The organism is Nonomuraea maheshkhaliensis (assembly GCF_039529435.1).
Classification (GTDB): domain Bacteria; phylum Actinomycetota; class Actinomycetes; order Streptosporangiales; family Streptosporangiaceae; genus Nonomuraea; species Nonomuraea maheshkhaliensis.
This window is the reverse complement of the sequence record NZ_BAAAMU010000009.1, coordinates 1-11744: the sequence shown is the minus strand read 5'-3', so window position 1 is coordinate 11744 and position 11744 is coordinate 1. Positions and strand designations below refer to the sequence as shown.

General features: G+C 71.5%; 8 protein-coding genes and 1 pseudogene. 7 read left to right on the top strand and 2 right to left on the bottom strand.

Annotation, left to right across the window (positions count from 1 at the left end; genetic code table 11):
• The first annotated feature begins 1 nt into the window (after position 1).
• The 7 genes and pseudogenes from ABFX54_RS08460 (at position 2) to ABFX54_RS08430 (ending at position 9535) form a co-directional block, all read left to right on the top strand.
• The gene (locus tag ABFX54_RS08460) at positions 2-5404 is read left to right on the top strand and encodes a non-ribosomal peptide synthetase/MFS transporter (RefSeq protein ID WP_346102916.1); all 5403 of its coding nucleotides are present in this window, start codon (positions 2-4) and stop codon (positions 5402-5404) included.
• 1 nt (position 5405) lies between these two features.
• Positions 5406-5609: an MbtH family protein gene (locus ABFX54_RS08455; protein ID WP_346102914.1), complete on the top strand. Its 204-nt coding sequence runs from the start codon at positions 5406-5408 to the stop codon at positions 5607-5609.
• Positions 5606-5860 carry an acyl carrier protein gene (locus ABFX54_RS08450; RefSeq protein ID WP_346102912.1) on the top strand — a complete coding sequence of 85 codons (255 nt, stop codon included), beginning with the start codon at positions 5606-5608 and terminating at the stop codon, positions 5858-5860. The genes ABFX54_RS08455 and ABFX54_RS08450 overlap by 4 nt, the downstream gene beginning before the upstream one ends.
• Positions 5857-7317, top strand: a complete 1461-nt coding sequence (locus ABFX54_RS08445; RefSeq protein ID WP_346102911.1) for a condensation domain-containing protein — start codon at positions 5857-5859, stop codon at positions 7315-7317. Before ABFX54_RS08450 ends, ABFX54_RS08445 begins: the two co-directional genes overlap by 4 nt.
• 183 nt (positions 7318-7500) lie before the next feature.
• Positions 7501-8391, top strand: a complete 891-nt coding sequence (locus ABFX54_RS08440) for a serine protein kinase RIO (RefSeq protein WP_346102909.1) — start codon at positions 7501-7503, stop codon at positions 8389-8391.
• A 73-nt stretch (positions 8392-8464) separates the two neighbouring features.
• Positions 8465-8638 (top strand): annotated as a pseudogene (locus tag ABFX54_RS08435) (PadR family transcriptional regulator); the annotation flags it as partial.
• 267 nt (positions 8639-8905) lie between these two features.
• Entirely contained in the window at positions 8906-9535 is a 630-nt protein-coding gene (locus ABFX54_RS08430; RefSeq protein WP_346102907.1) for a TetR/AcrR family transcriptional regulator, read from the top strand.
• A gap of 137 nt (positions 9536-9672) precedes the next feature.
• Here the strand turns inward: ABFX54_RS08430 and msrA are convergent, their stop codons facing one another.
• Both msrA and ABFX54_RS08420 read right to left on the bottom strand, forming a co-directional pair.
• On the bottom strand, positions 9673-10179 hold the full coding sequence (gene msrA, locus ABFX54_RS08425; protein WP_346102905.1) for a peptide-methionine (S)-S-oxide reductase MsrA: 507 nt from the start codon (positions 10177-10179) through the stop codon (positions 9673-9675).
• A 175-nt stretch (positions 10180-10354) separates the two neighbouring features.
• Positions 10355-11744: sensor histidine kinase (locus ABFX54_RS08420; protein ID WP_346102903.1), on the bottom strand; the 1390-nt coding region annotated here is incomplete at its 5' end.

Sequence of the window (11744 nt, the reverse complement as noted above, 5' to 3'; positions counted from 1 at the left end):
GTTGTCGCACGCGCAGGAGCGGCTGTGGTTCCTGGAGCAGTTCGCGCCGGGCACCGCCCAGCTCACCATCCCGATCAGGCTGCGGCTGCGCGGCCCGCTGGACGCCGGCGCCCTGGCCGCCGCGCTCGACGCCGTCGTGGCCGGGCACGACGCGCTGCGCATGCGCTTCCCCGCCACGGGCGACGGCCGCCCGCGCGTGGTCCTCGCCGACGACGCCACGTTTCCGCTGACCGTACGCGACGCGCCCGGCGAGGACACGGCGAAGGCGCTGGCCGAGCAGTTCCTGGCGATGCCGTTCGACCTCGTGGCGGGCCCGTTGGCACGGGCGCTGCTGGTGCGGCTGGGCGACGACGATCATGTTCTGGTGCTCGCGGTGCACCACATCGCCGCCGACGGCTGGTCGGCCGACGTGCTGATGCGCGAGGTCTTCACCCGCTACGACGGCCGCACGCCGCCCACCCCGCAAGTGGGGTACGGCGACTACGCGGCCTGGCAGCGCGGCCTGGCCCCTTCCCCGCGCGACCTGGACTTCTGGCGGGACAGGTTGGCCGGCCTGGAGCCGCTGGACCTGCCGGCCGACCGGCCCCGCCCGCCGGAGCGAACCTACACCGGCGCCGCGCACCCGTTCACCCTGAGCCGGGAGGCGGCCGCCGGGCTGGCCCGGCTCGGGCGCGAGCACCGGGCCACGCCGTACATGATCATGCTGTCCGCGCTCGCCGCGCTGCTCGGCCGGTACGCCGGCGTCGAGGACGTCGCCATGGGGTCGCCGGTGGCCGGCCGCCAGGTCCCCGAGCTGGACGGCGTGATCGGCTGCTTCGTCAACATGCTGACCATGCGGGTGGACCTGACGGGCGACCCGACGTTCGCCGAGCTGGTCGACCGGGTGCGGAGCGTCGTCCTGGACGCCTTCGCCCACCAGGACCTGCCGTTCGAGCAGCTCGTCTCGGAGCTGGACCTGCCGCGCGACGTGTCCAGGTCGCCGCTGTTCGGCGTGATGTTCGCGATGCAGAACTACCGGAACGAGGCCGTCGATCCGCCTGCCGGGCTGACCGTGGCCGACTTCCCCGTGGACGCCTGGGCGACCCGCTACGACCTGGAGCTGTACGTCGGCGACGACTCGGGCGGGATGTTCGTCTACAACACGGACCTGTTCGAGCCGGACACCGTCGAACGCCTCGCCGGCCACCTGTGCACGCTGCTGGAACGGGTCGCGGCCGGGCCGGACGTGCGGCTCTCGGGGATCGACCTGCTCGGCGCGGACGAACGCCGCCTGGTTCTGGAGGTGTGGAACGACACCGCGGCCGACTTCCCCGGCGACGCCACGCTGCACGGCCCCATCGAGGAGCGGGCGGCGCGTACGCCCGACGCGGTCGCGGTGCGCTTCGAAGGACGCGCGCTGACGTACGGCGAGGTGAACGCGGCGGCGGACCGGGTCGCGCGCACGCTGCGCGGCCTCGGCGCGGGCCCGGGGTCGGTGGTCGCCGTGTGCGCCGAACGTTCGCTGGAGCTGCTGCCCGGCCTTCTCGGCGTCCTCAAGGCGGGTGCGGCGTACCTGCCGATCGACCCCGACTATCCGCCGGACCGGATGGCGTTCATGCTGGCGGACGCCGTACCGGCGGTGGTGCTCACCCAGAGCGGGATCCGCCCGTCGCTGCCGTACACCGCCGCGACCATCCTCGACCTGGACGATCCGGACGTCTGGACCGGCGCTTCGGGCCCGCTGCCCGACGTACGGCCCGACGACGTCGCCTACGTCATCTACACTTCCGGTTCCACCGGCCGGCCCAAGGGCGTGCCGAACACCCACGGCGGCATCGCCAACCGGCTCGACTGGATGCAGGAACGGTTCCGGCTGGGAGACGCGGACGTCGTGGCGCAGAAGACGCCGCTGAGCTTCGACGTGTCGGTGTGGGAGCTGTTCTGGCCGCTGCGCAGCGGGGCGAAGCTGGTGCTCGCGACGCCGGGCGGCCACAAGGACGCCGCGTACCTGCGTGAACTGATCGTCACGGAAGGCGTGACCACCGCCCATTTCGTCCCGTCGATGCTGGCCGTCTTCCTCGCCGAGCACGGCGCCGGGGGCGCTGCCGACAGCGCCGGCGGTTGCGGCTCGCTGCGGCGGGTGATCTGCTCGGGCGAGGAACTGCCCGCCGACCTGGCCCGCCGGTGCGCCGCGACGCTCCCCGCCGCCGAACTGCACAACCTGTACGGTCCCACCGAGGCGGCCGTGGACGTGTCCGCCTGGCACTGCCTGCCCGCCACCCTGACCTCGGCGGCCCGCGTCCCGATCGGCACTCCCATCGCCAACACCACCCTGTACGTCCTGGACGCCGCCATGTCCCCGGTGCCGATCGGGGTGCCGGGGGAGCTGTTCATCGGCGGAGCCGGCCTGGCCAGGGGTTACCTGAACCGTCCCGCGCTCACGGCCGAGCGGTTCGTGCCGGACCCGTACGGCCCGCGGGGATCGCGGCTCTACCGCACCGGCGATCTCGTCAGACGCCGCTCCGACGGAGTGCTGGAGTTCCTCGGCCGGCTGGACGCCCAGGTCAAGCTGCGCGGGCTGCGCATCGAGCCCGGCGAGATCGAGGCCGCCCTGCGTGCCCTGCCCGCCGTCGGGGACGCCGCCGTGATCGTCCGCGACGACCGCCTGGTCGCCTACGTCACCCCGGACGCCGACCGGACCGGACCCGCCGACGGTGCGGACGTCCTGGAGGCGGTGCTCGATCATGGCGCGCTCCGGGCCGAGCTGAAGAAGACCCTCCCCGACTACATGGTCCCCGCGGCCTACGTCACGCTCGCCGCCCTGCCCCTGAGCCCCAACGGCAAGCTGGACCGCCGCCGCCTCCCCCCACCCGTGGCCGCCAGGGACGCCACGGTCGAGTTCATCGCGCCGGACACGCCCACGGAACGGACGCTGGCCGCGATCTGGGGCGAGCTGCTGGGCGTCGAGGCGGTCGGCGTGGCCGACGACTTCTTCGACCTCGGCGGCCATTCCCTGCTCGCGACCCAGGTGGTGGCCCGGCTCCGCCAGCAGGCGGGCGCCGTGGTCAGCGTCATGGACGTGTTCAAGCACCGCACCCTCGGCGAGCTGGCCGCGCTCGCCGACATTCCGCCGGACCGGCGCGGCCCCCGCTCGCTGCTGCACCGGCTGACCGCCGCCCGGAGCACGAGCGCCGTCCTGAGTTACGTGTGCGTCCCGTACGGCGGCGGCAGCGCCGTCGTCTACCAGCCGCTGGCCGACGCACTGCCGGATGGGCACGCGCTGTGGTCGGTGGCGATCCCCGGCCACGACGTGGGCGTCGACGAGGACAGACTGCCCTTCGACGAGCTCGCCGAGGGATGCGTGCGCGAGATCCTGGAAAAGGTCGAGGGTCCGATCGTCCTGTACGGCCACTGCGGCGTCGGCTCGGCCCTGACCGTGGAGATCGCCCGCCGACTGGAGGCCGCGGGCAGGGATCTCGAAGGCGTCTACATCGGCGGCATCTTCCCGTTCGCCCGCCCGCGCGGCCGGGTGATGGCGCGGATCGCCAGGATCGCCGAGGCCGAGCGACTCCGCAGCGACCAGCGCTACGTCAACTGGCTGATCTCGCAGGGCGTGGACATGAGCGACCTCGATCCCGCGCAGGCGCGGCGCATCGTCAGGAACATGCGCCGCGACTCGCGCGAGGCCGAGGAGTACTACACCCGCCTGTTCGAGTCGGGCACGCGACGGCTGCGCGCCCCGGTGATCAGCGTCGTCGGGACCGAGGATCCGGCGACGGACTACTACCAGGAACGCTTCCGCGAGTGGCACTTCCTGACCTCGGTGTCGGCGGTGGTCGTGCTCGCGGAGGCGGGGCACTTTTTCCTGAAATATCGGGCGCAAGAGCTGTCCGAGATCGTCACCACCCTCCACCGGAACCTGAAGGAACCGGGCCTCCGGGAGCCGGAGGAACCGGCCGGCCAGAGCCCCGGGCAACCGGCCCGCCGCAGCCCGGAGGTCTCGCGGGAGCCGGAGGAACCGGCGGCACGAAGCGGTGACCGTACCTGGTGGCTGCACGACGTGTCCCACGCCGGCGCACTGTCCGCCCCGGCGGGAGCCCAGCCCGGCATCGGGCGCTTCCTCGCCATCGCGCTGAGCCAGCTCGTGTCCGTGACCGGGTCGGCGCTGACGGAGTTCGCCGTACCCCTGTGGATCTACACCACGACCGGATCGGTGGCGTTGTTCGCCCTGATGGCGGTCGTGGGCCTGGTGCCGGGGATGCTGACCGCGCCGATCGCCGGGGCGATCATCGACAGGACGAGCCGGCGCCGGGTGATGCTGGCGGGGGACACCGCGGCGTTCACGATCCAGCTCGCGCTGGGCGTGCTGCTGTGGACCGGAAATCTGTCCACGGGGATGATCTATCCGCTACTGGGCTGCCTGTCCGTCGCGCTCACGTTCCAGCGGCTCGCGTACTTCTCGGCCGTGCCGCAGCTCGTGCCCAAGCACTATCTCGGGCACGCCGTCGGCATCACGCAGCTCGGCAACGGCACCGCCCAGCTCCTGGTGCCCATCTTCGCCGTCGGCCTGCTGTCCGCCATCGGGCTCGGCGGCATCCTCCTCCTCGACATCGCCGGCTACGCGGTCGCCATCGTCGTCCTGCTGGTGGTGCGGTTCCCGGCCACCATGCCCTGGCGACGCCGGGAGTCGATCAAGAACGAGATCCTGGGCGGGCTGCGGTACTCGCTGGGCCATCGCGGGTTCGTCGCCATGCTGCTGTTCTTCGTCGTGCTGAACGTGTTCCTCGCGCCGCTGCTGCTGATGTTCTCGCCGCTGGTGCTCGCCTTCGCCGGGCTCGCCGACGTCGGCAGGATCGCCTTCCTGGCCGGAGCGGGGACGTTCGCGGGCGCGCTCGTCATGATCGTCTGGGGCGGCCCGCGCCGGCTGCGCCTGCGCGGGGTCCTGCTGTGCAGCCTCGTCCTGGGCTGCTTCTGCCTGCTCACCGGCCTGCGCGCCGACCTGGTCGTGATCGCCGTCGGCGTGTGCGGCATCACGCTCTGGATCACCCTGCTGAACGGCATCTACACCACGATCGTGCAGGTCAAGGTGCCGCAGCGGTTCCACGGCCGGGTGTTCGCGATGAACACGCTCATCGCCTGGTCCACGCTGCCGATCGGGTACGCGCTCGTCGCCCCCTACGCCGCCTCGCTGCTCGACCCACTGCTGCTGGACGGCGGCGCGCTGGCCGGCACCGTCGGGGCGGTCATCGGCACCGGCCCCGGTCGTGGCATCGGATTCATGTACGTGCTCTTCGGCCTCGTCATCGTGGCGATCACGCTGGCCGCCATGCGGGTGCCCGCGCTGGCCCGCTTCGACCGCGAGGTCCCCGACGCCGTCGCCGACGACCTGGTCGGCGTACGAGCCCTGCGATCCCAGGAGGAATGACATGACGGGACGGCACCAGGTGGTCGTCAACGACGAGGACCAGTACTCGCTGCTGCCCCTGGACCGGCGGCTTCCCGACGGCTGGCGGGCCACGGGCGTCACGGGCGACCGGCAGGAGTGCCTGGACCACATCGACGAGATCTGGACGGACATGCGACCGCGCAGTCTGCGGTCGCGCCAGGACGCCGAGGGGAGCGCGCGGTGAGCGGCGCCCTGGAACACAGGCTCGCGGACCTGGTGGCCGACGTGTCCGGCGGCGAGATCAGCGCCGAGCAAGCGCTCGCGGGCGATCACTCGCTGTCGGCGCTGGGCCTGACCTCGCTGGCGTGGATCCGGCTCATCGACGCGATCGAGGACGCCTTCGAGGTGGACCTCGATCTCGGCGGCGACCTGTCCGCGTTCGAGCGGGTGGCCGCGCTCGCCGCCCACCTCTCGGGCCTGCTGGACGCCCAATGACTCTTTCGGCGACCCCGGCGACCCCGGCGGCCCCGGCGACCGTCTCGGCGGCCACGCGGGAGACAGCCTCGGTGCCGTTCAGCGGGACCCGGGGCGGTGAGGCGCCGCTGACCTGGGGGCAGCGGCTGATGTGGCGGGCCGTTCACCTGATGGGCCCCAGCCAGTCCTTCCTCAACTGCCCATGGGTGCTCCCGGTACACGGCAGGCGCGATCTCACGACCGTGCTGGGCGCGCTGGGCCGGATGCTCGAACGCCACGAGAGCCTGCGTACCACCTTCGCCGACACCCCGAACGGCCCGGTGCAGCGGGTGGCGCGCAGCGGCGAGCTGACCGTGGAGCTGGCGCCGGCGGGCCAGGAAGGGCCACTGGGCACCGCCACGCGCATCGCCGCCGAGCTGGGCACCACGGTCTTCGCCCATGACGCGGACCTGCCCCTGCGCTGCGTCATCGTGCTCGCCGACGGCAGGCCGAGGGCCCTGGCGTTCGCCTTCTCGCATCTGGCGGTGGACTTCCAGGCGCTGAGCCTGCTGTCGGCGGAGTGGCGGGCGCTGCTGAGGGGCGACGACCTCCCGGCGCCGGAGTGGCAGCCGACGGAGCAGGCGGAGCTGGAGCGTGCGGAGCCGTTCCTGGCGCGCTCGCGGCGGTCGATCGGCTACTGGCGCTCGGTGCTCGAAACGGTCCCGCTGGAGGTGTTCGACCATCCGCCAGGGGAGCCGGAGGAGCCCCGGTTCATCGAGGTCGGCATGGAGTCGGTGGCGCTCGCGGCGGCGGCCGTGCGGCTGGCCGAACGGCTGACGATCAGCACGACGAGCGTGCTCATCGCCGCCTGCGCCACCGTGCTGGCCGTCGTGAGCGAACGGCCGCGGGCGGTCATGCAGCTCGTCCACAGCAACCGGCGCGATCCCCGCACCCGGCCGCTGGTCGCCACCGTGGGCCAGGACGGCCTGCTCGTTCTCGACCTACCCGGCACCGGCTTCACCGACACCTGCCTGGCCGCGCACCGCAGCGCCCTCATGGCCTATCGCAACGCCCACTACGACCCCTTCGAGATGCAGGCCATGCGCGCGGAGATCGGCCGCCTCAGGGGCAGGGAACCGGACCTGGACGCCTTCTTCAACGACAGGCGGGGTGACGGGACCTGGCCGAACCTGCCCCGCCTCACTCCCGGCGCGGATCTGACCCCGCTCACGGCGCAGACCCGTACGTACGTCACGAACGCCTGGCCGGGGGTCCGGTTCAAGGTGTTCTTCACCTTGGGGACCGCCCCGGACACCGGCCAGCTCAGCCTCATCATCGACACCGCGTACCTGCCCAGGGAGAGGGCGAGAGCCATGCTGCTCGGCGTCGAGACCCTGCTGGTCCGCGGCCTCTCCGAGGACGTCCCGATCGCCGCCGTCAGAGACCTCGTCCAGATGAGGACCGCCGGGGACTCCGGCACAAGCCCCGGTGGGGGCTGACCAAGCGCTACGGCACAGACCCGGGCGCCGTTAAATACGTTGCGGGGGCCGAAACGGGTGGGGCATGCTGGGCCGATCGAGCGGCGGAGAGCGCTGCCTGGACTAAGGGGGGCTGACGGATGGCCAACACCGTGCTGCGGCATGTCCGCATCAGTCTCACCTCTCTGTTCAGGAGCATTCCCGTTGTCTTCCGAGTACGAATTCTCTGACACCTTCTCTGGCCCCGACCCCCTCCCGGGTCCGGCCGCGTCGTTCGTCTTCGCCTTCCATTCCGTCGACGAGGAATTGGGCCCCGATCAGCGGTGGTCCACCTGGCTGGACGTCGAGCGCAGTTGCCGCGGCCCGGAACCGCGCCCCTCGTGGGTGGTGACGGAACAGGCCGCGATCGACACCGAGCTCGGCATACTCAAGACCGGCAAGGAAGCCGACGTCTTCCTGCTCGAACGGGCCGTCGAAGCCATCGGTGACAGCCCGGCGAAGTCGTCGCTGCTGGCCGCGAAACGCTACCGCACCGAGGAGCACCGCTCCTTCCACCGCAGCACGTCGTACGTCGAAGGCCGCCGTACCCGCAACAGCCGCGACAACCGGGCAGTGGCGAAGAAGACCTCGCACGGCCGCAGTGTCGCGGCCGGTCAGTGGGCGTACGCCGAATGGGAGGCGCTCAACCGGTTGTGGCAGGCCGGCGTCCCGGTGCCGTATCCCGTGCAGGTGGACGGCATCGAGCTGCTGATGGAGTTCATCGACGACGGCGAGGGCGGCGCCGCGCCCAGGCTGGCCCAGGTCCGGCCGTCGAAGGAACTGCTCGGCGTCTACTTCGAGCAGCTCCGTGACGGCATGCGGGAACTGGCCCGGGCGGGGCTCGCGCACGGCGACCTTTCGCCGTACAACGTGCTCGCGCAGGGCGAGCGGATCGTGCTGATCGACCTGCCCCAGGTCGTCGACGTCGTGGGCAACCCGCAGGGCATGGACTTCCTGATGCGCGACTGCCACAACATGGCCACCTGGTTCACCAAGCGCGGGCTTGAGATCGACGAAGACGAGCTGTTCGCCGATCTGCTCACGATGGTCTTCTGATCCGCGCCATCGCTCCGCTACTTAGTGGTACTTCATAGTGATATCTAGCGCCACAAAGTAGCGGAGCCCTGCGATGGACGATCTGACGGAGATGTTGAAAGGCACGCTGGAGGGCTGCGTGCTGCAGATCATCGGTGGTGAGGAGACCTACGGGTACGCCATCACGCGCCGGCCGAACGAGCTCGGCTTCGCCGACGTCGTCGAGGGGACGGTTTGCACCATCCTGCTGCGGCTGGCGAAGAACGGGTCACCAGCGCGTCGTTGATCGCCGCCTGGGGCTGGGGCCGCTCGGCCAGTGTCATCCCGGCCGTTCCCGCGGCCTCGTCCGGCACCACGATCGCCTTCATCCGGCGCCTCCCCGCATCCGGTCCTCACCGCCGTGCCGGCGGAAGAGGCTACTGGACTATTTCGTCCATTATGGTGTCAGGTCGAGAGCCTGGGGTCGGGTAATGGGTGGTCAGATGGACCGGCCAGTCCGTACGGTGGCCGTGATCGGACGAGGTAGCCTGGGGTTGTGAGCAGGCCGGAGAACGCACAGCCGGAGCGGAGGCTGACGGCCCGAGGGGCCAGCACCCGCGCGCGCATCGTGGCGGCCGCCGTCGAGCTGATGTACGTCAAGGGCGTCAACGCGACCACGCTGGACGACGTCCGGGCCGCGAGCAACACCAGCAAATCGCAGCTCTACAACCACTTCCCGGACAAGGAGGCGCTGGTCCGCGCCGTCGTCGCGTCGCGCGCCGAGCAGGTGCTTGAGCGTGAGCGCGGCAACCTGGAGCGGCTGAAGTCGTTCCGCGGCCTGGTCCGCTGGCGCGACGCGCTGGTGCAGCGGAACGCGTTGCAGAACGGCGCCTACGGCTGTGCGCTCGGCTCACTGGCCAGCGAGCTGGCCGACCAGGACGACCAGGCCCGCGCCACGCTCGCCGAGTCCTTCGCGCAGTGGCAGGGGCTGCTCGCCGCCGGTCTGCGGCGGATGCGGGACAACGGGGTGCTCAAGCCGGACGCCGACCCGGAGAAGCTGGCCACGGGGCTGATGGCCGCGTTGCAGGGCGGATACCTGCTCGCGGAGACCGCGCATGACATCAAGCCCATGGAGATCGCTCTCGACATGGCGCTCGACCACGTGAAGTCCTACCTCACGGCGTGACGGCCCGCGTGAGCGGACGATCCGCTGGGGCATCTTCCGGGTGCGCTCTCCCGCGTGCGCCGGCGTTCTGTCGGATACGCCGGCGTTCCTCCGGATGCGCGTCGGCGCGCGGACCGGAGTCCGCGCGCCGCGAGAGGTCAGGCCGACGCCCGCTTCGGGAGCTTCCAGCCGGGACGAGGGAAGTGGCAGGTGTAGCCGTTCGGATACTTCTGCAGGTAGTCCTGGTGCTCGGGCTCGGCCTCCCAGAAGTCGCCCGCCGGGGTGACCTCGGTGACGACCTTGCCGGGCCACAGGCCCGAGGCGTCGACGTCGGCGATCGTGTCCTCGGCGACCCGCTTCTGCTCGTCGTTCGTGTAGAAGATCGCCGAACGGTAGCTGGTGCCGATGTCGTTGCCCTGGCGGTTCTTCGTCGAGGGGTCGTGCACCTGGAAGAAGAACTCGAGCAGCGCGCGGAAGTCGGTCCGCTCGGTGTCGTAGACGACCTCGATGGACTCCGCGTGGGTGCCGTGGTTGCGATAGGTGGCGTTCGGGACGTCACCGCCGCTGTAGCCGACGCGCGTCGACACGACGCCGGGCTGGTGGCGGAACAACTCCTCCATGCCCCAGAAGCAGCCGCCGGCGAGGATCGCCTTTTCGGTGGTCACGTCGTCTCCCTAGTTGTCGTCGGTGTCACTGGTGAACAGGGTGCGGTAATCGCCGTATCCCGGCCTTTCGCCGCATGGTCGGTGACTCAGGTGGAACGCACCTGAACGTGCACGTAAAGACACCGCACACCCCCGATCTATTCCTGCGGATGGCGGCCGTGCGCGCCTCCTGCGCTTACGTCTGAGGTGCCGCCGCGGGGCCTCCGCCGGCGCGCGGCAGCCACAGGACGAATCTTGCCCCACGCGGCGAGTCCTCGACCGTGAGGGTGCCATGGTGGGCCCGCGCGATGTCGCGCGAGATGGCCAGGCCGAGGCCGCTCCCGCCGGGGTCGCGGCGGCGGCCGTCGTCCAGGCGGACGAACCGGTCGAAGACGCGTTCGCGCTCGGAGGGCGGGATGCCGGGCCCGTCGTCGGCCACCGTGACCGCGACCCCGTCGCGGGCCGGCTCGACGTTGACCCGCACGCCGGACTCGGCGTGCCGCAGCGCGTTGGCGAGGAGGTTGTCCAGCACGCGGATGAGCTGGATGCGGGAGCCGACGATCTCCAGCCCGGCTGGCGCGTCCACGTCGACCGGCACGGGCGAGATCTGCGCGCGCACCTCGGCGGCGACGAGCTCGCCGAGATCGACCTTCGCGGACGGCAGCGGATCGGCGGCCCGGAGCCGGGCGAGCACCAGCAGGTCGTTGACGATCGCCTCCAGCCGGCCGACCGTGGTCAACGCGCTCCTGAGCGCGTCCCTGGCGTCGACGTCGTCCGGGTAGAGCAGCGCCTCCTCCAGTTGCGTGCGCATGCCGGCGATCGGGGTGCGCAGCTCGTGGCTCGTCGTGGAGGCGAACTGGCGCAACTGCTGCACCGCGCCCTCAAGCCGGTTGAGGGTCTGGTTGGCGGTGGTGGCGAGCTGGCTGATCTCGTCGTCGCCATGCGGTTCGGGGACGCGCAGGCTGAGGTCGCTCACCGTGATCTGCGAGATCCGGGCCCTGATCGCCTCGACGGGACGCAGCGCGCGCCCCACCAGCACCCATGCGGCCCAGGCGGCGGTCGCGGTGACCGCGGCGATCCCGGCCGCGATGGCGTATTCGAGCTGGTGGGTGGCCAGCAGATCCGGCTCGGGGATGCCGGCGTAGACGACGCTCGCGTCCGGCGCCGGGGTCAGCCGGATGGCCTGCAGCAGCACGCACCGACCGGTCTGCGGGCACTCGCGGTACGGCTGGAACCGGGCGTCCGGCGGCGGCCGGTGCCGGCTCAGCGGCACGGTCGTGGAGGCGTCGGAGCTGGAGTTCAGCACCCGGTTGTGGACGTCCACGACCTGGACGAGGCCGACGGGCGGGCCGGCCGGGATCGGCCGCGGCAGCTCGCCCTGGCGGGCGACCGGGCTCCACCTGCTCGCCACCTGCTCGGCCAGGCGGAAGGAGCTGGACTCGACGTGGGAACGGATCGCCAGGTCCAGGGTCGCGCCGAGCACCACGAGGATGGTGGTCGCGAACAGCCCCACGATGAGGGTGCACGAGGCCCGTACGGAGTGCATCCGCGAGCCTGCCAGGCGGCGGCCGTCCGCGCTCGCCGGG

Coding starts and splice junctions, on each gene's coding strand:
- ABFX54_RS08455 (WP_346102914.1), top strand. CDS start 5,406: ATGACGGGACGGCACCAGGTGGTCGTCAACGACGAGGACCAGTACTCG.
- ABFX54_RS08445 (WP_346102911.1), top strand. CDS start 5,857: ATGACTCTTTCGGCGACCCCGGCGACCCCGGCGGCCCCGGCGACCGTC.